We start from the raw sequence: 21,614 nt of genomic DNA on the forward strand, positions 1-21,614 counted from the left end.
GATCGGGAGGGCAGCACCACCATGCGTGCCACCGTCATCCACGCCCCGCACGACATCCGCGTGGAGGAGGTGCCCGACGCTGCGATCCAGCGCCCCGAGGACGCCGTCGTCCGCGTCCTGCGTGCCTGCATCTGCGGCAGCGACCTGTGGGCCTACCGCGGCGCGGCCGCGCGCCGGCCCGGCCAGCGCATCGGTCACGAGTTCCTCGGCATCGTCGAGGAGACCGGCTCCGCCGTCTCCGGCCTGCGCGCGGGCGACCTCGTCGTCGCGCCCTTCATGTGGTCGGACGGCACCTGCGACTACTGCTCCGAGGGCCTGTACACCTCCTGCGTGCACGGCGGCTTCTGGGGTTCGGTCGGCTACGACGGCGGCCAGGGCGAGGCCGTGCGCGTACCGCACGCCGACGGCACCCTGGTGAAGCTGCCCGCCGACGCGGCCTCCGACGAACACCTGCTGACCGGGCTGCTGTCGCTGTCCGACGTCATGGGCACCGGCCACCACGCAGCCGTGGGCGCCGGAGTCCGCAAGGGCTCCACGGTCGCCGTCGTCGGTGACGGCGCGGTCGGCCTGTGCGGCGTCCTCGCGGCCAAGCGGCTCGGCGCCGACCGGATCATCGCCCTGGGCCGCCACACCGCCCGTACCGACATCGCGAAGCGGTTCGGGGCCACCGACATCGTCGCCGAACGCGGCGAGGCCGCCGAGGCGGCCGTCCGCGAGCTCACCGGCGGCCAGGGCGCCCACTGCGTCATCGAGGCCGTCGGCACCGAGCAGTCCATGCGCACGGCGGTGAACATCGCCCGCGACGGCGGGGCCATCGGCTACGTCGGCGTCCCGCACGGCAGCGGCACCGGCCTCGACCTCGGTGTCATGTTCGACCGCAACCTCACCCTGCGCGGGGGCGTCGCCCCGGTGCGCGCGTACATCCCGGAGCTGCTGGAGGACGTGCTGAGCGGCGCGATCGACCCGGCGCCCGTCTTCGACCGGGCGGTCTCCCTCGACGAGGTGCCGGACGGCTACCGCGCGATGGACGACCGCAGCGCCCTCAAGGTCCTGATCACGCTCTGAGGCGGTCCCGCACGGCCGGCCGGGGAACCTCCCCCGGCCGGCCGCGTGCGTACGTGCCGTTACTTCACGGCCTTGAGGGCGTCCACCACGCCGTAGCCGTAGTAGCCCGTCTGACCCCACTTGGCCTGGCAAGTGGTGGCGTCGATCAGCGTGCCCGCACCGTCGTAGATCTTGTCCGGGCAGGCCGCCTTCGTGGCCTGCGCCTTGAGCATCGCCTGGAGCTGCGAGGGCGTCGCCGACGGGTGGGCGCTCTTGAGCAGGGCCGCGACGCCGGCGACGTGCGGACCGGCCATCGAGGTGCCCTGCTTGTAGCCGTAGCCGCCGCCCGGGAGGGTGGACAGCACGCGGCCGTTGGCGTCCGGGGTGTCCGGTATCTGCCACTTGTCGCCGCCGGGCGCCGCCACGTCGATGACGCCGAGGCCGTAGCTGGAGTAGTAGGACCGCAGCCCCTTGTCACCCGTGGCGGAGACGGAGACCACCCCCGGCAGCTGCGTCGGCAGGTCCAGGCAGTCGTGCGGGTCGACCGTGCGCGGCGTCGGGGTCCCGTCGTCCGGGCTCGTCGTGTCGGTGATCGAGTGGGAGGCCAGGTCCCAGTTCTCGTTGCCCGCGGAGGCCACGTTGAGCACGCCCTTGCGCTCCGCGTACTTGGTCGCCCGGCCGATGGCCTCCACCAGCGCCTTCTGGTCGTCGTCCGACTTGCAGTTGAAGTACCAGGGGTCGACGTAGTAGCTGTTGTTGGTCACCTCGATCCCCTTCTCGGCGGCGAACACGAAGCCGCAGACGACCGCTTCGGTGTAGAAGAGGCTGGTCCCGGGCTCGCTCACCTTGATCGCGGCGACCTTCGCGCCCGGCGCGACACCGCTGACGCCGATGCCGTTGCGGGCGGCCGCGATGGTGCCCGCCACGTGCGTGCCGTGGTCGCTGCCGTCCGGGTACGGGCGCCACGCCCCGTCCGTGGTGTCGGCGACGCCGCCGACGCAGTTGGCCGACTGGCTCTTGGAGAAGTTCGCGGCGAGGTCCGGGTGGGTGTCGTCGACACCCGTGTCGATGACCCCCACCGTCACGTCGGGGCTGCCGGGGTTGATCGCCTGCGCCTGGTCGGCCTTGATCGCCCGCAGGTCCCACTGGTTGGGCTCCAGCGGCTCCTGTCCGGGCTGCGCGCTCGCCGCCGCCTTCGCCGCGTCCGCCGCGCCGAGGGGCTGGGTGGTGCCCTCCTCGGTCGTCTGCACCGTCTTGAGGGGGGCGGTGCGGGTGGCGCCGACCGACACGAACAGGCCGCGCTGGGCGCGCAGCTGCTTGGCGAAATCGGGGTTCTGGGAGTGGGCGACGATCACCCCGATCTGCTCGTACGTGGTCACCACCGTCCCGCCGGCCCGCTCCACGGCCTTCGTGGCGGCCGTCACGGTGGCGTACGTGTTCAGGTTCGCCACGTACGACAGCTCGGGACCGGACGTGTCCGGCTTGGCGGTGACCGCCGCGTCCGCCGTCGTGCCCAGGGGCGCGGCGGAGGCCGCGACCGGGGACAGGAAGGCGAGCGAGGCGGTGAGGGCCAGGCCGGCCGGTACGGCGAGACGGCCGCGCCTCTTGGGGGATCGTGACCCCAGCTGAGCCATGGGTTCTCCACATCGTCAGTGAAAGGGCCGTCCGCGCATGGTCCGCGCAGGCGACGGGTTCATGACAGGCGAACCTAGTGCCGGACTTCACCCCTGCGCCATCAGTTCGAAGAATCCCGTGGGACGAGCGAGGCGGAGGAAAACGGCCGCAGAAACGGAACATGCTGAACCGTCCCGTCGCGTGAGCCGTGCCGTTGTCAGGGGGAACCGGCGCCACCGCCCCCCACCACGGAGGTTGTTTTGTCCGTACCAGCCCCCTCGCACCCGCGTCACAAGGAGAGCCCCCGGTGACAACCCAAGCAGCAGCGCAGCCGCCCGGCGGCCTCGACCCACGTCCGGCGGGCCCCACGGCCGAAGAGTTCGAACGGGTCCAGCAGAGCCCGGAGTTCGCCGCACTGCGCCGCTCCCACCGCTCCTTCGCCTTCCCCCTCACCGTCACGTTCATCGCCTGGTACCTGCTGTACGTCCTGCTCTCGAACTACGCGGGCGGCTTCATGGGGACCAAGCTCTTCGGCAACATCAACGTGGCCCTCTTCCTCGGCCTCGCCCAGTTCGCGACGACCTTCCTCATCGCCTGGCTCTACTCGCGGCACGCCGCCGCCGACCTCGACCCCAAGGCCGCCGCCATCAAGGCCCGGATGGAGGCCGGGGAATGAGCACTCCACTGCACCTGACGGCCGCCGCCGGGGCCACCGAGCACCGGCCGCTGATCATCACCCTGTTCGGGCTGTTCGTCGTCGCCACCCTCGTCATCACCGTCTGGGCCGGCCGCCAGACCAAGGACGCCGCCGACTTCTACGCCGGCGGCCGCCAGTTCACCGGCTTCCAGAACGGCCTGGCCATCTCCGGCGACTACATGTCCGCCGCGTCCTTCCTCGGCATCGCCGGGGCCATCGCCCTCTTCGGCTACGACGGCTTCCTCTACTCCATCGGGTTCCTCGTGGCCTGGCTGGTGGCCCTGCTGCTCGTCGCCGAGCCGCTGCGCAACTCCGGCCGCTACACGATGGGTGACGTCCTCGCGTACCGGATGCGCCAGCGGCCCGTGCGTACCGCCGCGGGCACCTCCACCATCGTGGTGTCGATCTTCTACCTGCTCGCCCAGATGGCCGGCGCCGGCGTGCTGGTCTCGCTGCTCCTGGGCATCACCAGCGACGGCGGCAAGGTGGCCGTCGTCGCCCTGGTCGGCGTCCTGATGATCCTCTACGTGACCATCGGCGGGATGAAGGGCACCACCTGGGTCCAGATGGTCAAGGCCGTCCTCCTCATCGCGGGCGCCCTGCTGATCACCTTCCTGGTGCTGCTCAAGTTCCACTTCAACGTCTCCGACCTGCTGGGCAAGGCTGCGGAGAACAGCGGCAAGGGCGCCAAGTTCCTGGAACCCGGTCTCAAGTACGGCGCCAGCGGGACCACGAAGCTGGACTTCATCTCGCTCGGCATCGCCCTGGTCCTGGGCACCGCGGGCCTGCCGCACATCCTGATCCGCTTCTACACCGTGCCCACCGCCAAGGCCGCCCGGAAGTCCGTGAACTGGGCCATCGGCATCATCGGTGCCTTCTACCTGATGACGATCGCCCTCGGCTTCGGCGCCGCGGCCCTGCTCGAGCGGGCCGACATCCTCGCCTCCAACAAGGCGGGCAACACCGCGGCGCCGCTGCTCGCCCAGGAGGTCGGCGGCGGTCCCGGCACCACCGGCGGGGCCGTCCTGCTCGCGGTGATCTCCGCGGTCGCCTTCGCCACCATCCTGGCGGTGGTCGCGGGCCTGACCCTCGCCTCCTCCTCGTCGTTCGCGCACGACATCTACGTGAACGTCATCCGCAAGGGCAAAGCCACCGAGAAGGAAGAGGTCCGCGCGGCCCGCTGGTCCACCGTCGTGATCGGCGCCGCCGCCATCGGACTCGGCGCCCTCGCCCGCGACCTCAACGTCGCGGGCCTGGTCGCCCTCGCCTTCGCCGTCGCGGCGTCCGCCAACCTGCCGACGATCCTCTACAGCCTGTTCTGGAAGCGCTTCACCACCCAGGGCGCGCTGTGGTCCATCTACGGCGGCCTGGTCTCCTCGGTCGTCCTCGTGCTCTTCTCCCCGGTGGTTTCCGGCAAGCCCACCTCGATGTTCAAGGACGCCGACTTCTACTGGTTCCCGCTGGAGAACCCCGGCATCGTCTCCATCCCGCTCGGCTTCCTCCTGGGCTGGCTGGGAACCCTCCTGTCGAAGGAGCGGGCCGACCCCCGGAAGTTCGCCGAACTCGAGGTCCGGGCCCTGACGGGAACAGGCGCTCACTGAGATACTCCAGACGCCCGCCGTGGCCGTGTCGTATTTCCCTACGACACGGCCACGGCACGTCTCGTTCGTTCGGGCACCACAACAAGTCACGGGCGTCGCGTAGGCTCGAAAGCAGCGCACACATGTCTCGACCGAGCGGCGCTACCTCTACGAAGCGGACAGGGGAGGGGCCCACAGTGCTTCTCGACACCTACGGCCGCGTGGCCACTGACCTGCGCGTCTCACTCACCGACCGGTGCAACCTGCGCTGCACCTACTGCATGCCCGAGGAGGGCTTGCAGTGGCTGCAGAAGACGGACCTGCTCAGCGACGACGAGATCGTCCGGCTGATCCGCATCGCCGTCACCCGGCTCGGCATCACCGAGGTCCGGTTCACCGGCGGCGAACCGCTGCTGCGCCCCGGTCTCGTCGGCATCGTCGAGCAGTGCGCGGCCCTCGAGCCGCGGCCCGACATGTCGCTGACCACCAACGGCATCGGCCTCAAGCGCACCGCACAGGCGCTCAAGGCCGCCGGCCTGGACAGAGTGAACGTTTCGCTGGACACCCTGAGGCCCGAGGTGTTCAAGACCCTCACCCGCCGTGACCGCCACCACGACGTCATCGACGGCATGGCCGCCGCCCGCGAGGCCGGCCTCACCCCGGTGAAGGTCAACGCGGTGCTCATGCCCGGACTGAACGACGACGAGGCCCCCGACCTGCTCGCCTGGGCCGTGGAGAACGCGTACGAGCTCCGCTTCATCGAGCAGATGCCGCTCGACGCGCAGCACGGCTGGAAGCGCGAGGGCATGATCACCGCCGGTGACATCCTCGCTTCGCTGCGCACCCGCTTCACCCTCACCGAGCAGGGAGCCGACGAACGCGGCTCCGCCCCCGCCGAGCGCTGGCTCGTGGACGGCGGCCCGGCCACGGTCGGGGTCATCGCCTCCGTCACCCGCCCGTTCTGCGGCGCCTGCGACCGCACCCGCCTCACGGCCGACGGCCAGGTGCGTACGTGCCTCTTCGCCACCGAGGAGTCGGACCTGCGGGGCGCGCTGCGCTCGGGAGCCCCGGACGAGGAGATCGCCCGCCTGTGGAAGGTGGCGATGTGGGGCAAGAAGGCCGGCTCCGGCCTCGACGACCCGAGCTTCCTCCAGCCCGACCGCCCGATGTCGGCGATCGGCGGCTAGGCCGTCTCTTTCGGATCTTGCCTGACCCACGCCGTCCGGCACCGCACCTCGCCGCGTTGTCGGGGCGCCGGAGTACGTCCAGTACACCGGCGCCCCTCCGCCTTGCGATGCACGGCACCGGACGACGCGGGCTTGACCGGCCAGATCCGAAAGAGACGGCCTAGAGCAGCGCCGGGCCCGACAGGGGCCGGCAGCCGCCCGTCACGCCACGAGGCCCCGTCCGGCGACCGGACGGGGCCTCGACCCGTTCTCGAGCGAAGCTCCGGCGCACCTGCGGCGGCTTTCTAGCGCTCGCGCTCCGAGCCCTCCGGCTGGACCCACTCCTCCAGCTTCACGACGTCCTTGAGGAAGCCGCGCACGTCCAGGAACCGCGAGAGGTGCTCGCGGTGCTCCTCGCAGGCCAGCCACGTCTTGCGGCGCTCCGGCGTGTGCAGCTTCGGGTTGTTCCACGCCAGGACCCAGACGGCCGCGGCGCGGCAGCCCTTGGCGGAGCAGGTGGGGTCGGTGCCGGGGGTGCTGGTGTCCGTATCAGGGGAGTTCACAGCTCAACCCTACAAACGGAAGGGCGACGCCGAGCAGCCACGGGGGGAGCTGCCCGGCGTCGGTCCGTCGCTCCGACGGGGGATGCGGAGCGCGTAGGCAGTATGTCACGCAGGACCCGGTGCGGTGCACCGGAACTTCATGATTGATCTGAGGTTTTCTTGAGGTTTCCCGCCTCCAGGGCCGGGCGCACAGGAGCGGGCAGGAAGTGCGAGGGGAGTGAGGGCGCCGACTCGCGCCCCGCGTTGGCGATGACCACCGCGACGTAGGGCAGCAGGGCGCCCGCCACCAGCGTCACGATCGCCACGTGACGCTCCACGTTCCACAGGAAAACGGTCGCGATGACCGAGAGCGTCCTGATCGTCATCGAGATCACGTACCGGCGCTGCCGGCCGCGTACGTCCTCGCTGAGGCCCATCCGCGCTCCGGTGATCCGGAAGACCTCGGCCCCGTTCCGCTTCGACCGTTCCACGCTCCACCACCCGATCCACCCGCCGGGCGCTCCCGGCCCGGACCCCTTCCACCGTACGCCCGGGGCCACCGGGACGAGGAGAGGGGGTGCCCCCGAACGGCGCTGCCGGAATGCGGGCCGTGCGGGGTGCGCCGAAACTGGGCCCACCTGCGCACAACGCGCCACGAGGAGGCTCGACATGCATTGGTTGTGGGCGATCATCGTCGGTTTGGTGCTGGGGCTGATCGCCAGGGCCATCCTGCCCGGCAAGCAGCACCAGCCGATCTGGCTGACCGTGATCTTCGGCATCATCGGAGGCATCCTCGGCAACGCCGTGGCCACATGGATCGGTGTCCACGACACCAAGGGGATCGACTGGATCCGGCACCTGCTCCAGCTCGCCGGGGCCGTCCTCATCGTCGGACTCGGCGACATGGTCTACATGGCCCTCAAGGGCGACCGACGGCACCAGATGACCTGAGCGACCCGGCTCCCTCCGCGGACGTGACGAAGGGGCCGGTACGGACGTCCGTCCGTACCGGCCCCTTCGCGCGCGGGGGCTCGTCAGCCCGTGATCTCGACCGCGGCCAGGTTCTTCTTGCCGCGGCGCAGTACGAGCCAGCGCCCGTGCAGCAGGTCCTCCGCGGCCGGCACCGCGTCCTCGGCGGTCACCTTCACGTTGTTCACGTAGGCGCCGCCCTCCTTCACGGTCCTGCGGCCCGCGGACTTGCTCGCGACCAGGCCCGTCTCCGCGAAGAGGTCCACGACCGGGGCGAGCTCCGCGACCCGGGCGTGCGGCAGCTCCGACAGGGCCGCGGCCAGTGTCGCCCGGTCCAGGTCGGCCAGCTCGCCCTGGCCGAACAGCGCCTTCGAGGCGGCGATCACGGCGGCGCACTGGCCGGCTCCGTGCACCAGCGTCGTCAGCTCCTCCGCCAGCGCCCGCTGGGCGGCGCGCGCCTGCGGCCGCTCGGCGGTCTGCTTCTCCAGCTCCTCCAGTTCCTCGCGGGACTTGAAGGACAGGATCCGCATGTAGCCCGAGATGTCCCGGTCGTCCACGTTCAGCCAGAACTGGTAGAACGCGTACGGGGTGGTCATCTCCGGGTCGAGCCAGACGGCCCCGCCCTCGGTCTTGCCGAACTTCGTACCGTCCGACTTGACCATCAGCGGCGTCGCCAGCGCGTGCACCTGGGCCTGCGGCTCCATGCGGTGGATCAGGTCCAGGCCGGCCGTCAGGTTGCCCCACTGGTCCGAGCCGCCCTGCTGGAGGGTGCAGCCGTAGCGGCGGTACAGCTCCAGGAAGTCCATGCCCTGGAGCAACTGGTAGCTGAACTCGGTGTAGCTGATGCCCTGGTCGGATTCCAGCCGCTTGGCGACCGAGTCCTTCGTGAGCATCTTGTTGACGCGGAAGTGCTTGCCGATGTCCCGCAGGAACTCGATGGCGGACATCCCCGCCGTCCAGTCCAGGTTGTTGACCATGACCGCCGCGTTCTCGCCCTCGAAGGACAGGAACGGCTCGATCTGCGTACGCAGCCGCGTCACCCAGTTCGCGACCGTCTCCGGGTCGTTCAGGGTGCGCTCGGCGGTCGGTCGCGGGTCACCGATCTGCCCGGTGGCCCCGCCGACCAGCGCCAGCGGCCGGTGACCGGCCTGCTGGAGCCGGCGCACCGTGAGGACCTGCACCAGGTGCCCCACGTGCAGCGAGGCCGCCGTCGGGTCGAATCCGCAATAGAACGTGACAGGACCGTCCGCGAACGCCTTGCGCAGCGCTTCTTCGTCGGTGGACTGGGCGAACAGCCCGCGCCACTTCAGTTCGTCGACGATGTCCGTCACGGTCGTGACTCTCCTTGAACGAGATGAACCAGATGAAGAGGGTTTCCCCGCCAGTCTAGGCGGGCGGGGAGGGCCCCTCAGACGCCCTTGCTGACTGAGCTCATGTTGAAGTCCGGGATCCGCAGGGCCGGCATCGCGGTGCGGGTGAACCAGTCGCTCCACTCGCGCGGCAGGGTCTTCTCGGTCCGGCCGGCCTCCGTGGCCCGCGACAGCAGGTCCACGGGGGACTCGTTGAACCGGAAGTTGTTGACCTCGCCGATGACCTCGCCGTTCTCCACGAGGTACACGCCGTCCCGGGTCAGGCCCGTGAGCAGCAGCGTCGCCGGGTCGACCTCGCGGATGTACCAGAGGCAGGTCAGCAGCAGGCCGCGCCCCTGGTGGCCGGTGCCCGCCACCATCTCCTCCAGCGACTTCTCCCCGCCCCCGTCCAGGATCAGGTTCCCGAAGCCGGGGGAGAGCGGGAGCCCGGTCAGGTCCGCGCTGTGCCGGGTCGTCGTCAGCCGGGTGAGCTCGCCGCCGCTCATCCACTCCGTGGCCGGGACCGGAAGGCCGTTGTCGAACACCGAGGCGTCGTCGCCGGAGCTGTGTGCGATCACGAACGGCGCGGACTCCAGGCCCGCCGCGTTCGGGTCGCTGCGCAGCGTCAGCGGCAGCCGGGACAGCCGCTCACCGATCCGGGTGCCGCCGCCGGGCTTGGAGAACACCGTCCGGCCCTCCACCGCGTCCCGGGCCGCCGCCGACCACATCTGATAGATCAGCAGGTCCGCCACGGCCGTCGGCGGCAGCAGGGTCTCGTACCGCCCGGCCGGCAGGTCGAAGCGGCGCTCCGCCCATCCCAGGCGTACGGCGAGCTCCGCGTCCAGCGCGGTCGGGTCGACGTCCTTGAAGTCCCGCGTGGCGCGGCCGGCCCACGCCGAGCGCTGGCGGTCCGGTGACTTCGCGTTCAGCTCCAGCGTGCCGTTCGGCTGGTCGTGGCGCAGCCGCAGCCCCGTCGAGGTGCCGACGTAGGTGGAGACCAGCTCGTGATTGGCGAAGCCGTACAGCTCCCGGCCGCCCGCGCGGGCCCGGGCGAAGGCCTCGCCGAGGGCCGGGGCGAAGTCCGTGAACACCGCCGAGGAGGTCTCGGCCGGGGCGTCGGTGAAGTCCGGCGAGGCCGGGGTGCCGGTGACCAGGGGCTGGGCGTCCTCCGCCGGTGCCGCGTTCCGCGCGGCCGCCTCGGCTGCGCGCACCAGCGGCTCCAGGTCGGCCGCGGTGACGGCGGAGCGCGACACGACCCCCGAGGCCGTGCCCTCCTTGCCGTCGACGGTGGCGATGACCGTCAGGGTCCGGCCGCGGGTGACGCCGTTGGTGGTGAGCGCGTTGCCCGCCCAGCGCAGGTTGGCCGTCGACTCCTCGTCGGCGATGACGACGCAGCCGTCGGCGGTGGACAGCTCCAGGGCCCGCTCGACGATCTCGTGGGGCTTGGTACGAACCGACATCAGCGTCCGGCCTCCTGGGTCGTGTTCAAGATGTTCACGTCACGGAACAGCGCCGACGGGCAGCCGTGGGACACGGACGCGACCTGGCCCGGCTGTGCCTTGCCGCAGTTGAAGGCGCCGCCCAGCACGTACGTCTGCGGGCCGCCCACCTTCTCCATCGAGCCCCAGAACTCGGTGGTCGTCGCCTGGTAGGCCACGTCGCGCAGCTGCCCGGCCAGCCTGCCGTTCTCGATCCGGAAGAACCGCTGCCCGGTGAACTGGAAGTTGTAGCGCTGCATGTCGATCGACCAGGAGCGGTCGCCGACCACGTAGATCCCGCGCTCCACCCCGCCGATCAGGTCCTCCGTGGACAGGCCGCCCGGATCGGGCTGGAGCGAGACGTTCGCCATCCGCTGCACCGGCACGTGGCCCGGCGAGTCCGCGAACGCACAGCCGTTGGAGCGCCCCAGCCCGGTCAGCTTCGCGATCCGCCGGTCCAGCTGGTAGCCGACCAGGGTGCCGTCCTTGACCAGGTCCCAGCTCTGCGCCTCGACGCCCTCGTCGTCGTAACCGATCGTTGCCAGGCCGTGCTCCGCCGTGCGGTCACCGGTCACGTTCATGATCGAGGAGCCGTACTTGAGCTCGCCCAGCTGGTCGAAGGTGGCGAAGGAGGTCCCCGCGTACGCCGCCTCGTACCCGAGCGCCCGGTCCAGCTCGGTGGCGTGCCCGATGGACTCGTGGATGGTCAGCCACAGGTTGGACGGGTCCACGACCAGGTCGTAGCGTCCGGCCTCCACGCCGGGCGCCCGCATCTTCTCGGCGAGCAGGCCGGGGATCTGCTCCAGCTCGGAGTCCCAGTCCCAGCCGGTGCCCGTCAGGTACTCCCAGCCGCGCCCGGCCGGCGGGGCGATGGTGCGCATCGAGTCGAACTCGCCGGTGGAGGCGTTGACGGCGACCGCGGTGAGCTGGGGGTGGATCCGTACCCGCTGCTGGGTGGTGGAGGTGCCGGAGGTGTCGGCGTAGAACTTGTTCTCGTGGACGGCCAGCAGCGACGCGTCGACGTGTGTCACGCCGTCGGCCGCCAGGAGCCGCGCGCTCCACTCGGCCAGCAGGGCCGCCTTCTCCGCGTCCGGCACCTCGAACGGGTTCACGTCGTAGGCGGAGATCCAGGTCCGCTCGGCGTGCACCGGCTCCTCGGCGAGCTCCACCCGCTCCGTCGAACCCGCGGCCTTGAGCACCTGCGCCGACAGCTTGGCCATGGCCACGGCCTGCGAGGCCACCTTCGCCGCGCCGTCCATGGTCAGGTCGACGCCGGAGGCGAAGCCCCAGCTGCCGCCGTGCACCACGCGCACCGCGTAGCCGAGGTCGGTGGTGTCCGAACTGCCGGAGGGCTTGGCGTCGCGCAGCCGCCAGGAGGCGCTGCGGATCCGCTCCAGCCGGAAGTCGGCGTGGTCGGAGCCCAGCGCGCGCGCCCGCGCGAGCGCCGCGTCGGCGAGCGCCCGCAAGGGCAGCGCGGTGAAAGCCGCGTCGATGGAATGGGGCACGTCAATTCCTCCCGGGGTCGGGGCCGGTCGCCCCGATCATGTCGCGCCCGGGGCCGTTGTGCACACTTCTTTCTGTAGAGACTCCACAGAGGCTGCGGCAAGGCCCTGTCGGGCCCCGATTCTCCTTATCCAGGGCGGGACCGATAGGTTTTTGTTCATCACACAGCTAAGCGAAAGGGTGATCCGTTGAGCCGCTCGGTTCTCGTCACCGGAGGAAACCGGGGCATCGGCCTCGCCATCGCCCGAGTCTTCGCGGAGGCGGGCGACAAGGTCGCGATCACGTACCGGTCCGGCGAGCCGCCGCAGGAGCTCGCCTCGCTGGGTGTCCTGGCGGTCCGCTGCGACATCACCGACTCGGAGCAGGTGGAGCAGGCCTACAAGGAGATCGAGGACAAGCACGGCGCGGTCGAGGTGCTGGTGGCCAACGCCGGCATCACCAAGGACACGCTGCTCATGCGGATGTCCGAGGAGGACTTCGCGTCCGTCGTCGACACCAACCTCACCGGCACGTTCCGGGTCGTCAAGCGGGCCAACCGCGGGATGCTGCGCGCCAAGAAGGGCCGCGTCGTCCTGATCTCCTCGGTCGTCGGTCTCCTCGGAGCGGCCGGCCAGGCCAACTACGCCGCCTCGAAGGCCGCCCTCGTGGGCTTCGCCCGCTCGCTCGCCCGTGAGCTCGGATCCCGCAACATCACCTTCAACGTCGTCGCCCCCGGTTTCGTGGACACCGACATGACGAAGGTGCTCACCGACGAGCAGCGCGCGGCCATCGTGGGCCAGGTGCCCCTGGGCCGCTACGCGCAGCCCGAGGAGGTCGCGGCGGCCGTGAGCTTCCTGGCGTCCGACAACGCCGCGTACATCACCGGAGCCGTCATTCCCGTAGACGGCGGATTGGGCATGGGTCACTGATCACCATGAGTGGAATTCTCGAAGGCAAGCGCATCCTCATCACGGGGGTGCTGATGGAGTCGTCCATCGCCTTCCATGCCGCCAAGCTGGCCCAGGAGCAGGGCGCCGAAGTCATCCTCACGGCGTGGCCGCGCCCCTCGCTGACCGAGCGCATCGCCAAGAAGCTGCCCAAGCCGGTCAAGGTGATCGAGCTCGACGTCACCAACGAGGAGCACCTGGCCCGCCTGGAGCAGCTCGTCCGCGACGAGCTCGGCGGCCTGGACGGGGTCGTCCACTCCATCGGCTTCGCGCCGCAGGACGCCCTGGGCGGCAACTTCCTGAACACCCCGTTCGAGTCGGTCGCCACCGCCATGCACGTCTCGGCGTTCTCGCTGAAGTCGCTCACCATGGCCTGCAAGCCGCTGTTCCCGCACGAGGGCGCGGCCGTCGTCGGCCTGACCTTCGACGCGCAGTTCGCCTGGCCGCAGTACGACTGGATGGGCCCGGCGAAGGCCGCGCTGGAGGCCACGAGCCGCTACCTCGCCCGTGACCTGGGCAAGGAGAACATCCGCTGCAACCTGGTCTCGGCCGGTCCGCTCGGCTCGATGGCCGCGAAGTCCATCCCGGGCTTCTCCGACCTGGCCGACGTGTGGAACTCCCGCTCCATGCTGGAGTGGGACATGAGCGACCCGGAGCCGACGGGCCGGGCCATCGTGGCCCTGCTCTCCGACTGGTTCCCGAAGACCACGGGCGAGATCGTCCACGTGGACGGCGGCCTGCACGCCATGGGCGCCTGACCTCCGCCCCCTTACGTCCGTACGGCGGTGGCCGCGCTTCCCCCCGGGGAGGCGCGGCCACCGCCGTTTCGCGCCTGGCGGGCACGGTTTCGCGGGGCGCTCGATCGGATGTTCGTCGTCTGACCGGATCTTCCCGAGTCGTAAACCGGGACATGTGCCTGCAAACTGACCGGGCCGGGATCTTCCCGGGTCCTTCGGGGAGGAGGTACGGGCGTGGGCGCGAGGCCGAGCCGAGCGGTATCACTGCTGGTCACCTCGGTGGCCCTGGCCGCCCTCCTGATCCCGGGAGCCGTCGCGCAGCCGGTCCCGGCCGCCGGGGAACAGGGAGTGGGGAGCCAGGGCATCGGGGGGCGGCCTCCCGAGGCCGTCGAGGGACAGGCCGTCGAAGGCCAGACCGTCGGGGGACAGACCGCCGGGGGACAGGCCCTCGAGGACGCGGGCCTCGTGGACCTGGCCGCCGTGGACCTGGACGAGATCCCCGCCGAGCCGCCCGTGCCGTCAAAACCGCCCGCCCGTGAGCTGTTCGGCGCCGACTGCGACACCGTGATCGAGGCCTCGCAGGTGACGGCGTACTGCCACAACAGCTTCCCGCGGACCGACCTGGTGCGGCTGCACGTGGAGTGCGACCGGTGGTGGGACATCGACGGGGACGGCGCGGCCGTCGCCGTGGGACCCGCCGGCCGGGCCGAGCTCACCGGCCGGTGCTGGAAGGAGGTCCGCTCGGCGTGGGTGAGCCACGAGCCGGGCTGACCTGACGGCTACTGCCCCCGCAGGCAGGCGAACGGATAGCCCGCCGCCTCCGACGCGGCCGTGTCCGCGTCCCCGCGCCGGATCGCCTCGATCAGCCGGGCGTGGTCCATGTGCGTCTGGGGGGTCAGCTCCGGCCCGACGTCCGCCCGCAGCCAGTCCGCCACCAGGTCGCCCAGGTCCGCGTACAGGCCCACCAGCACCTCGTTGTGCGAGGCCGTCACCACCGCCATGTGCAGGCTGACGTCCGCCGCCACGAACAGCTCCGCGTCCCCGCTGCGCCAGGCCTCCTCGCGCCGGGCCAGCAGCGCGTCCAGCTGGTCGAGGTCCCGTTCGGTGCGGCGCTCCGCCGCCAGCCGGGCCGCCGAGGACTCCAGCGTGGAGCGCAGCTCGGCGATGTGCCGGGGGTCGGCGCCCGCGAAGCGGCGGTGCATCACCCCGGCCAGCTCGCTGGTGGCGAGGACGTAGGTGCCCGAGCCCTGGCGGATGTCGAGGAGGCCGTTGTGGGCGAGGGCCCGGACGGCCTCCCGCACCGTGTTGCGGGCGACGCCCAGTAGCTCGACCAGCTCGGGTTCGGTGGGGATCCGGGCGCCCACGGGCCACTCACCGGAGGTGATCTGGTTCCTGAGCTGGGCGATCACCTGGTCGACGAGCGCGGATCGCCGGGGCGAGGTCAGCGGCATGCGGTCGGGGTCCTCTCCGGACGTGGATGCGGAAGACGAGCGGTCCAGGAGACTGGACAACCAATCATCCCATGATTCTATGATGGAGCAATGTCCGAGGATGAAGTCCAGACCGTGATCCGGCCCCAGACCGCCCGCACGGCGCCCCAGCAGCCGTCGGCCGCCTCCGCGAACGCCGAGCCGGCGTGGCTGGGACCCGTGCTCATCGCCGGCATCGTCATCGCCGCCCTGAACCTGCGGCCCGCCATCACCAGCCTCGGAGCCCTGTTCGAAGAGACCCGCACCGGTCTGGGCATGAGCGGCACGGTCGCCGGGCTCATCACCTCGGTCCCCGCCCTCTGCTTCGCCGTCTTCGGCGTCACCGCACCGCGCCTCTCCCGGCGCTTCGGGCCGGCCGCCGTCGTCTGCGCGGGCATGGCCGCGGTCGCCGCCGGCCTGCTGATCCGGCCCTTCGCGACCGACGCCGCCGGGTTCCTCGCGGCCAGCGCCCTGTCCCTGGCCGGCATAGCCCTGACCAACGTGCTGCTCCCGGTGATCATCAAGCGCTGGTTCCCGGACCGCGTCGGCACCATGACCGGCGTCTACTCGATGGCACTGGCGGCCGGCACCTCCCTCGCCGCCGCCTCGACCGTCCCGCTCACCTCCGCCCTGGGCGGCAGCTGGCGCACCGGCCTGCTCGTCTGGGCCTTCCTCGCCGTCGCCGCCGTGCTGCCCTGGCTGCCCATCGCCGCCGCAGGCCGCAGGGCCAGGGGGGCCGCCCCCGCCGGGGCGGCCGCCGACACCGGCCCGCGCGTCGTGCGCAGCCGTACCGCCTGGGCCCTGGCCTGCTACTTCGGCCTCCAGGCCACCGGCGCCTACGTCACCATGGGCTGGCTCGCGCAGATCTTCCGCGACTCCGGGGTCTCCGCCTCCACGGCCGGCGTGCTGCTCGCCGTCACCATGTTCATGGGCGTCCCGCTCGCCTTCGTCATCCCCCGCCTCGCCGGCCGGATGCGCCACCAGGGCCCCATCGCCGTCACCCTCGGCCTCTTCGGGTTCCTCGGGTACGCCGGCCTCTGGCTCGCCCCCGCCGCCGGGGCCTGGGCCTGGGCGCTCCTGCTCGGCGTCTCCAACTGTGCCTTCCCGCTGGTCATCACCATGATCGGGCTGCGGGCCAAGTCGCCGGCCGGGGTCGTCAAGCTCTCCGCCTTCGCCCAGAGCGCCGGCTACCTCATCTCCCTCCCCGGCCCGCTGCTCATCGGCGCGCTCTACCAGCACAGCGGCGGCTGGGACCTGCCCCTGGCCCTCATGGCCGGGCTGCTGGTCCCGCAGATCGTGCTCGGCGTACTCGCCGGACGGGACCGGACGATCGAGGACGAATGCGGCATGGGACACTGAGCGGCATGTCGCCCGTACTCGAACCGAACCCCCAGAACGGCCACAAGAAGCTCGGCCTCGTGCTGGGCGCGATGCTCGTCGTGACCGTCATCATCTCCGTGATCGCCACGCTCGCCTCCCCCTGACACCCGCCCCCGGCAGGTGCGGGGTGGGGAAAGCCCCCGTACCCCTAGGGGGTCAGGCTCAGGGTGAACTGGGGTGTGCCCCGGATGGGAGCCGCGGAGCCGGATCAATAGATTCGACACCGCGAGCCAGACCACCAGCACACCCCCGGAGGCGGCCATGTCGGCCCCCACGCACACCCCGTCCGTCACCCGCCGTCGCGCCTCCGCGCCCGGTACGGGCGCCGACGCCCGGCTGCACTGGTGGGCGCTGGCCCTGCCCGCGCTCGCCTTCTGCCTCCTGCTGCTGCTCCTGGCGGGATCCGGCGAGGCACACGCCGCGAGCGGCGAGGGCTCCTCACTGGTCCACGTCACGGCACAGCTGCTGCGTGCGGTCGGCTGACCGGCGCACGCCGGGGCGCACCGGGGGCGCATGAAGACGCCGCAACCCGGCGGCGAACCCCTCAACACCCCGCGCCCCATGGCTCCTTTCATGCGAAGCTGGGATCCATGAGCGCCGACACACCCCGCAGGATCGTCCTCCTCCGGCACGCCAAGGCCGAATGGTCGGACGGCACGGACCACGAACGCCCACTGGCGGAACGCGGCCGCCAGGACGCCCCGGCCGCCGGCCGGAAACTGGCGCAGACCGGCATCGGCTTCGACCTGGCCCTCTGCTCGACCGCCGCCCGCACCCGCGAGACCTGGAAGCTCGCCGTCCAGGAACTCCCGCACCGGCCGAGGACCACGTACGAGGAGCGGCTCTACGACGCCTCGCTGGGCGAGCTCATCGCCCTGCTGAACGAGACCTCCGACGAGGTGGCCGACCTCCTGGTCATCGGCCACAACCCGGGGATGCACGCCCTCGCCGACGCCCTGTCCGGGACGGCCCAGGGGGACACGCTCCAGCGGATGAGCCGCAGCGGCTTCCCGACCTCGGCCCTCGCCGTCGTCTCCTTCACCGGCGGCTGGAAGTCCCTGGAGCACGGCGTCGGCACCCTGCTGGACTTCTGGACCCCGTCGGACCACTGACACCTGCCGCCCCGCCGCGGAGCCGGGCCACCTCCGTGTGGCCGGGCTCCGCGTCCTGGCTCCGCGTCCTGCTCTCAGCGCCCGTACGCCACCTCGGGCAGCGCCGCGTCCCGCGCCCGCCACAGCTCGGGGTAGAACCGACGGTGCACCGACGCCCGCAGATGGGCGACGCCGGTGCTGCCGCCCGACCCCGGGCCACTGCCGATCTGGCGCTCCACGAGGAGCGCGTGGCAGGCCCGCCACTCGGTCCAGGCCTCGTCCAGGTCGACCAGCGCCTCCACCAGCTCGCTCAACTCCGCGAACTGCGCGGGAGCCCCCTCGGCCCAGGGGCCCGCCAGCCGCTCGTACGCCGCCCGCCGGCCCTCCTCGTCCGCCACAGCGAAACCCGCCTTGCCCAGGAGCGCCACGAACGCGTCCCACACCGTGGGCTGCGCGAGGCGCTCGCGCAGCCGCTCCTGCTCCGGCCCGCTCAGCCCCGCGATGACCCGGTCCCCGTACGCGCCGCGCACCCAGTCGGCGCCGCACAGCACGGCGATCTCGACGTACTGCGCCGACTGCGCGCCACTGCTGCTGCCCAGCACCCCCCGGAAGGCGTGGAACTCCCGGGGCGGCATCCCGCGCAGCGGCCGGATCCCCGCGATCAGCACCCGGGTGATCCCGACGCACCGTACGAGCCGTACCCGGGCCGTGCGGGCGTCCCCGTCGAGCATCCGCCCGCGGGCGTCGGCCAGTTCGGCGAGCAGCTGGCCGAACCACAGTTCCTGCACCTGGTGGACGGTGATGAACAGCCGCTCGTCGTGTGCCCCGTCGGCCAGCGGAACCTGGAGCGACAGCAGTTCGGGCAGCCGCAGGTAGTTCGCGTAGGTGACGCCCTCCGGCTCCGCCGCCCGCTCCGGGTGGGCCGCCCGCTCCGACGTCCCCACTGCCTCAGTCATCGCAGTCCTCCGGTGCGCGCAGCCCGTACGCCGCGAACGCCTCGGTGACGCCCGGCAGGTCGAACGCGTCGACCTGGGCGCACAGCCGCAACGTCGAGCGGGAGATGCTCTGGATGCGGTCCGCGCCCGCGCCGCCGCCGTAACTGTCCTCCAGGACCGCCTCGACACGGTCGTCGTCCAGGCCCGCCAGCCGCAGGGATGCGCGGACCGGCTCCAGGTCCCAGTCGAGCGCCGCACGGATCATGGCCGGCAGGGCCCGCGCCGCCGCGATCCGCCGGCCCGGGTCGAGCCGCGCCCACAGTTCCAGGAAGAACGCGGAGAAGAAGCGGTGGTGGCGGCCCTCGTCCTTGGCGTGGTCCCGCATCAGTTCGCGGACGGTGCTCACCACGGTCGGGTCCTGCGGCACCTCGTTCAACACCGCCGTGATCAGCGTCTCGAAGACCACCGCCTGCAACTGGCCGGCCAGCACCGGATCGTCGGGCAGCAGGCGCCGCCCGCTGTCCTGGAGGGCGGTGACGAAGCCGCCGTAGTCGACGTCCGGGACCGGGATGCCGGTGACGGCGGCGACCTGGTCGGCGAGGTCGAGGCTGTACAGGGCGTGGTAGCCCTCGTCGCAGTACACCTTGAAGGCGTCCATCCGCAGCGCCGTGGGGAAGTGCAGCCCGGAGATGCCGTTGGCGACGGGCTCGGCCGCCCCGTTGACCACCCGGGTCTCCAGGTGCGTCGTGGAGTGCAGGAACTGGTAGAGGTGCCGTACGGAGATCTCCCGGATCCGCTCCGGGGCCAGTGCCTTCACCTCCGGATGGGCCAGGTGCGGCACCAGCGCGTCGGGGAAGAAGACCCGCCCCTGCTCGGCCTCGGCGTGGAAGATCCGCCGTACGCCGCCGCGTACGCCGGCGATCTCGTACCAGCGGTCGAGGGGACCGGGCGCGGCGCTCATGAGGGACCTCCGTTCGCGGGGGTGTACGGGACAGGGCCCAGGTGGGCGGCGATCCGCCGGACCGCCTCGGCGACCAGCGGCGCGTCGACGGTGTGGCACAGCCGGAACCAGCCGGGCTGCGGCGACCGGAACGCCCCGCCGGGCAGGATGCTGACCTTCGCGGAGTCCAGCAGCCCCCGCCACAGCCGTTCCTCGGCGTCGAAACCGGTACCGGGCAGCCAGCGGCGCAGGTCCAGCCACACGGAGAACCCCGCCTCGGCAGGCGCGTACGGGAGGCCGTGCGCCTCCAGCAGGGCGACGAGGTGGCCGTACGAGGCGGCGAGCCGCTCCCGGCCGGCCTTGAGGAAGCCGGCCGCCCACTCCTGATCGGCCAGCAGGGCGGCCAGCGTCTCCTGCGTGGCCGTGGAGACGGGTGCGAAGTAGGCCATCGCGCGGGCCGCTGCCAGGACCTGCGGGGCGCGGGTGTGCAGGACACCGGTCTTCAAGCCGGGCAACCCGAAGTCCTTGGCGAAGCCCCATACGACGTGGGTGCGCCCGGCCCAGTGCGGGTTCACGGCCGGGTCGGCGGCGCTGGTGAAGCCCCGGGCGCCGAAGACGGCGTGCGCGTAGATCTCGTCGGAGATCAGGTCCACGTCGTGCGCGCGCACCACCCGCAGCAGCTCGGCGAGCACCTGCGGCGGGTGCACCTCCCCGATGGGGTTGGAGGGGGAGGACAGGGCGACCGCGCGGACCGTCGTACCGGCGGACCGTGCCTCGCGCAGTGCCCTGTCGACGGCCGCGGCGCTCAGCCGGAAGCCGTCGCCGGGGGAGAGCGGCGCGGGCAGGATCCGGGCGCCGGAGCGCCCGCCGAGATCGGTGTCGAAGGCCCCGTAGTAGGGGGCGGGCACCACGATCGCCTCGCCCGGATCGCACAGGACGGAGGCGATCGCGTCCAGTGCCCCGGTCGCCCCGCTGATCACCACCAGGTCCTGGGCGTCCAGCGGCGTACCGAAGGTCCCGGACAGTAGGGCGGCGACCCGCTCGCGCAGTTCGTCGGTGCCGTGCAGCGGGGCGTAGCGGGCCGCGCCCTCCCGCATCGTCGGCAGCCCGGCCAGCCGGGCTTCGAGCAGGTCCCACAGCAGGCGGTTCTCGGCGGTACCCAGGTTGAGGTAGCCGTCCGGGCGCAGGCGGGCGTCGTACGGCTCGGCCTCGGCGCGGAAGTGCGCCTCGGCGATGGCGGGGGTGTCGGCGAGGAGCCGGGCGGCCTGGCGGGAAACCATCAGGCCCTCCCGCTGTCGACACCGGCGGCGGTCAGCAGGCCGGGATTGACGCCGAGGCCCATGGAGGCGTCGATGACGGCGCCGTGCAGGGCGGCGGACTGGTCACCGGCCAGCCACCACACGAACTCCGCTATCTCCTCGGGGCGGATCATGCGCGAGCCGGGCAGTCGTGCGGTGAGCGCGGCGCGCTCCTCGGGCGTCAGCTTGTCCAGGGTGCTGGCGTGGAACATGTGGGTCTCGACCACGCCCGGGCACAGGGCGAAGACGTGGACCGGGGCGTGCACCAGTTCGGCGGCGAGGTGGCGGGTCAGATAGGTCAGCGCGGCCTTGCTCATCCCGTCGGCGGGGTGGAAGCCCGGGAACTGGAAGATCCCGCCGCCCACGCTGGAAATGTTGACGATCTTCCCGAACCCGCGCTCCAGCATGCCCGGGAGCAGCCCGTCGACGAGCCACAGCGGGCCCACCGCGTTGATCTGGAAGAAGGCCGACGCCTTGGTGTGCCGGGGGCCGTCGGTGTGCTGCTCGATGGTCTTGGAGCCGACGGCCGCGTTGTTCACCAGGACGTCGACGGGGCCGGGCAGCCGGTCCAGCAGCCGCTCGTGATCCTCCCAGTCGCCCTGGGCGAAGGGGAACGCCTCCACCTTGGCCCGGCCGGTGAGGGCCAGCTCCTGTACGAGTTCCTCGGCCCGGTCCCGCCCATGACGGTAGGTGAACCAGACCGTCCAGTCTTCTTCGCGGGCGAACCTCTCCACGCAGGACCGGCCGATACCGCCCGACCCCCCTGTGATGAGCACGCTTCGAGTCATTGGCTCCCCTTGAACGACTTGGCCGGTTAGCGCCTTTCTAGCGAAGGCCGCTTGAGAACGGCTCGCTAGAAGGCCCGTCGAGGGCGGCTCAAAGGGGATGTGGGGGGA

23 protein-coding genes are annotated in these 21,614 nt (G+C 71.7%); 12 read left to right on the forward strand and 11 right to left on the reverse strand.

Going from position 1 to position 21,614, the window contains the following annotated elements:
* Window positions 1-21 precede the first annotated feature (21 nt).
* The gene (locus tag OG861_RS23975; protein WP_329194174.1) at window positions 22-1,065 is read left to right on the forward strand and encodes a zinc-dependent alcohol dehydrogenase family protein; all 1,044 of its coding nucleotides are present in this window, start codon (window positions 22-24) and stop codon (window positions 1,063-1,065) included.
* A 59-nt stretch (window positions 1,066-1,124) separates the two neighbouring features.
* On the opposite strand, the gene OG861_RS23980 is transcribed toward OG861_RS23975, so the two are convergent.
* Window positions 1,125-2,678, reverse strand: a complete 1,554-nt coding sequence (locus OG861_RS23980) for a S8 family peptidase (RefSeq protein WP_329194172.1) — start codon at window positions 2,676-2,678, stop codon at window positions 1,125-1,127.
* 287 nt (window positions 2,679-2,965) lie between these two features.
* Between OG861_RS23980 and OG861_RS23985 the strand changes: the two genes are divergently transcribed.
* The 3 genes from OG861_RS23985 (at window position 2,966) to moaA (ending at window position 6,122) form a co-directional block, all read left to right on the forward strand.
* Window positions 2,966-3,334: a DUF485 domain-containing protein gene (locus OG861_RS23985; protein WP_329194170.1), complete on the forward strand. Its 369-nt coding sequence runs from the start codon at window positions 2,966-2,968 to the stop codon at window positions 3,332-3,334.
* On the forward strand, window positions 3,331-4,956 hold the full coding sequence (locus OG861_RS23990; RefSeq protein ID WP_329194168.1) for a solute symporter family protein: 1,626 nt from the start codon (window positions 3,331-3,333) through the stop codon (window positions 4,954-4,956). The genes OG861_RS23985 and OG861_RS23990 overlap by 4 nt, the downstream gene beginning before the upstream one ends.
* A 176-nt stretch (window positions 4,957-5,132) precedes the next feature.
* The gene (gene moaA, locus OG861_RS23995; RefSeq protein ID WP_329194166.1) at window positions 5,133-6,122 is read left to right on the forward strand and encodes a GTP 3',8-cyclase MoaA; all 990 of its coding nucleotides are present in this window, start codon (window positions 5,133-5,135) and stop codon (window positions 6,120-6,122) included.
* Window positions 6,123-6,406: 284 nt separating this feature from the next.
* On the opposite strand, the gene OG861_RS24000 is transcribed toward moaA, so the two are convergent.
* Both OG861_RS24000 and OG861_RS24005 read right to left on the reverse strand, forming a co-directional pair.
* A complete protein-coding gene (locus tag OG861_RS24000) occupies window positions 6,407-6,664 on the reverse strand; it encodes a hypothetical protein (protein WP_329194165.1) in 258 nt (85 codons plus the stop codon).
* Window positions 6,665-6,801: 137 nt separating this feature from the next.
* Complete coding sequence (locus OG861_RS24005; RefSeq protein WP_329194163.1) at window positions 6,802-7,134, reverse strand: DUF3099 domain-containing protein; 333 nt, start codon at window positions 7,132-7,134, stop codon at window positions 6,802-6,804.
* A 178-nt stretch (window positions 7,135-7,312) separates the two neighbouring features.
* Here OG861_RS24005 and OG861_RS24010 point away from each other — a divergent pair, with 178 nt between their 5' ends.
* Entirely contained in the window at window positions 7,313-7,594 is a 282-nt protein-coding gene (locus OG861_RS24010; RefSeq protein WP_329194161.1) for a GlsB/YeaQ/YmgE family stress response membrane protein, read from the forward strand.
* A gap of 83 nt (window positions 7,595-7,677) precedes the next feature.
* On the opposite strand, the gene tyrS is transcribed toward OG861_RS24010, so the two are convergent.
* The 3 genes from tyrS to OG861_RS24025 all read right to left on the reverse strand — a co-directional run bounded on the left by tyrS (window position 7,678) and on the right by OG861_RS24025 (window position 11,944).
* Window positions 7,678-8,943 (reverse strand): tyrosine--tRNA ligase, encoded by a 1,266-nt coding sequence (gene tyrS / locus OG861_RS24015; protein ID WP_329194159.1) that lies wholly within the window; start codon window positions 8,941-8,943, stop codon window positions 7,678-7,680.
* A 77-nt stretch (window positions 8,944-9,020) separates the two neighbouring features.
* Window positions 9,021-10,421 carry a metallopeptidase TldD-related protein gene (locus tag OG861_RS24020; RefSeq protein ID WP_329194157.1) on the reverse strand — a complete coding sequence of 467 codons (1,401 nt, stop codon included), beginning with the start codon at window positions 10,419-10,421 and terminating at the stop codon, window positions 9,021-9,023.
* Complete coding sequence (locus OG861_RS24025; protein ID WP_329194155.1) at window positions 10,421-11,944, reverse strand: TldD/PmbA family protein; 1,524 nt, start codon at window positions 11,942-11,944, stop codon at window positions 10,421-10,423. The genes OG861_RS24020 and OG861_RS24025 overlap by 1 nt, the downstream gene beginning before the upstream one ends.
* Window positions 11,945-12,130: 186 nt before the next feature.
* Between OG861_RS24025 and fabG the strand changes: the two genes are divergently transcribed.
* The 3 genes from fabG to OG861_RS34300 all read left to right on the forward strand — a co-directional run bounded on the left by fabG (window position 12,131) and on the right by OG861_RS34300 (window position 14,376).
* A complete protein-coding gene (gene fabG, locus OG861_RS24030) occupies window positions 12,131-12,850 on the forward strand; it encodes a 3-oxoacyl-[acyl-carrier-protein] reductase (protein ID WP_329194153.1) in 720 nt (239 codons plus the stop codon).
* 5 nt (window positions 12,851-12,855) lie between these two features.
* Window positions 12,856-13,626, forward strand: coding sequence for an enoyl-ACP reductase FabI (gene fabI / locus OG861_RS24035; protein WP_329194152.1), 771 nt, complete (start codon window positions 12,856-12,858; stop codon window positions 13,624-13,626).
* Window positions 13,627-13,839: 213 nt separating this feature from the next.
* Window positions 13,840-14,376: a hypothetical protein gene (locus OG861_RS34300; protein WP_443056470.1), complete on the forward strand. Its 537-nt coding sequence runs from the start codon at window positions 13,840-13,842 to the stop codon at window positions 14,374-14,376.
* Window positions 14,377-14,384: 8 nt separating this feature from the next.
* Here the strand turns inward: OG861_RS34300 and OG861_RS24045 are convergent, their stop codons facing one another.
* Window positions 14,385-15,056, reverse strand: coding sequence for a FadR/GntR family transcriptional regulator (locus OG861_RS24045; RefSeq protein WP_329194151.1), 672 nt, complete (start codon window positions 15,054-15,056; stop codon window positions 14,385-14,387).
* Window positions 15,057-15,146: 90 nt separating this feature from the next.
* On the opposite strand from OG861_RS24045, the gene OG861_RS24050 reads away from it, so the two are divergent.
* The 4 genes from OG861_RS24050 to OG861_RS24065 all read left to right on the forward strand — a co-directional run bounded on the left by OG861_RS24050 (window position 15,147) and on the right by OG861_RS24065 (window position 17,566).
* Entirely contained in the window at window positions 15,147-16,433 is a 1,287-nt protein-coding gene (locus OG861_RS24050) for a CynX/NimT family MFS transporter (RefSeq protein ID WP_329194149.1), read from the forward strand.
* A gap of 5 nt (window positions 16,434-16,438) precedes the next feature.
* Complete coding sequence (locus tag OG861_RS24055) at window positions 16,439-16,558, forward strand: SGM_5486 family transporter-associated protein (RefSeq protein WP_329194147.1); 120 nt, start codon at window positions 16,439-16,441, stop codon at window positions 16,556-16,558.
* Between the two features lie 157 nt (window positions 16,559-16,715).
* Window positions 16,716-16,937, forward strand: a complete 222-nt coding sequence (locus OG861_RS24060; protein WP_329194145.1) for a hypothetical protein — start codon at window positions 16,716-16,718, stop codon at window positions 16,935-16,937.
* A gap of 107 nt (window positions 16,938-17,044) precedes the next feature.
* Window positions 17,045-17,566, forward strand: coding sequence for a SixA phosphatase family protein (locus tag OG861_RS24065; protein ID WP_329194143.1), 522 nt, complete (start codon window positions 17,045-17,047; stop codon window positions 17,564-17,566).
* A 74-nt stretch (window positions 17,567-17,640) separates the two neighbouring features.
* Here the strand turns inward: OG861_RS24065 and OG861_RS24070 are convergent, their stop codons facing one another.
* From OG861_RS24070 to OG861_RS24085, 4 genes are read right to left on the reverse strand one after another with little or no spacing between them, the layout of a single operon-like run.
* A complete protein-coding gene (locus OG861_RS24070) occupies window positions 17,641-18,501 on the reverse strand; it encodes a tryptophan 2,3-dioxygenase family protein (RefSeq protein WP_329194141.1) in 861 nt (286 codons plus the stop codon).
* The gene (locus OG861_RS24075; protein ID WP_329194139.1) at window positions 18,494-19,441 is read right to left on the reverse strand and encodes a diiron oxygenase; all 948 of its coding nucleotides are present in this window, start codon (window positions 19,439-19,441) and stop codon (window positions 18,494-18,496) included. Before OG861_RS24075 ends, OG861_RS24070 begins: the two co-directional genes overlap by 8 nt.
* Entirely contained in the window at window positions 19,438-20,700 is a 1,263-nt protein-coding gene (locus OG861_RS24080; protein WP_329194137.1) for an aminotransferase class I/II-fold pyridoxal phosphate-dependent enzyme, read from the reverse strand. Before OG861_RS24080 ends, OG861_RS24075 begins: the two co-directional genes overlap by 4 nt.
* A complete protein-coding gene (locus OG861_RS24085) occupies window positions 20,700-21,494 on the reverse strand; it encodes an SDR family NAD(P)-dependent oxidoreductase (RefSeq protein WP_329194136.1) in 795 nt (264 codons plus the stop codon). Before OG861_RS24085 ends, OG861_RS24080 begins: the two co-directional genes overlap by 1 nt.
* Between the last annotated feature and the right edge of the window lie 120 nt (window positions 21,495-21,614).

Source organism: Streptomyces sp. NBC_00539, assembly GCF_036346105.1.
Taxonomy (GTDB): Bacteria; Actinomycetota; Actinomycetes; order Streptomycetales; family Streptomycetaceae; genus Streptomyces.

Coding starts and splice junctions, on each gene's coding strand:
- OG861_RS23975 (WP_329194174.1), top strand. CDS start 22: ATGCGTGCCACCGTCATCCACGCCCCGCACGACATCCGCGTGGAGGAG.
- OG861_RS24020 (WP_329194157.1), bottom strand. CDS start 10,421: ATGTCGGTTCGTACCAAGCCCCACGAGATCGTCGAGCGGGCCCTGGAG.
- OG861_RS23980 (WP_329194172.1), bottom strand. CDS start 2,678: ATGGCTCAGCTGGGGTCACGATCCCCCAAGAGGCGCGGCCGTCTCGCC.
- OG861_RS24075 (WP_329194139.1), bottom strand. CDS start 19,441: ATGAGCGCCGCGCCCGGTCCCCTCGACCGCTGGTACGAGATCGCCGGC.
- OG861_RS24070 (WP_329194141.1), bottom strand. CDS start 18,501: ATGACTGAGGCAGTGGGGACGTCGGAGCGGGCGGCCCACCCGGAGCGG.
- OG861_RS24045 (WP_329194151.1), bottom strand. CDS start 15,056: ATGCCGCTGACCTCGCCCCGGCGATCCGCGCTCGTCGACCAGGTGATC.
- OG861_RS24055 (WP_329194147.1), top strand. CDS start 16,439: ATGTCGCCCGTACTCGAACCGAACCCCCAGAACGGCCACAAGAAGCTC.
- OG861_RS24050 (WP_329194149.1), top strand. CDS start 15,147: ATGTCCGAGGATGAAGTCCAGACCGTGATCCGGCCCCAGACCGCCCGC.
- OG861_RS24010 (WP_329194161.1), top strand. CDS start 7,313: ATGCATTGGTTGTGGGCGATCATCGTCGGTTTGGTGCTGGGGCTGATC.
- OG861_RS24080 (WP_329194137.1), bottom strand. CDS start 20,700: ATGGTTTCCCGCCAGGCCGCCCGGCTCCTCGCCGACACCCCCGCCATC.
- fabI (WP_329194152.1), top strand. CDS start 12,856: ATGAGTGGAATTCTCGAAGGCAAGCGCATCCTCATCACGGGGGTGCTG.
- OG861_RS23990 (WP_329194168.1), top strand. CDS start 3,331: ATGAGCACTCCACTGCACCTGACGGCCGCCGCCGGGGCCACCGAGCAC.
- OG861_RS24065 (WP_329194143.1), top strand. CDS start 17,045: ATGAGCGCCGACACACCCCGCAGGATCGTCCTCCTCCGGCACGCCAAG.
- OG861_RS24060 (WP_329194145.1), top strand. CDS start 16,716: ATGTCGGCCCCCACGCACACCCCGTCCGTCACCCGCCGTCGCGCCTCC.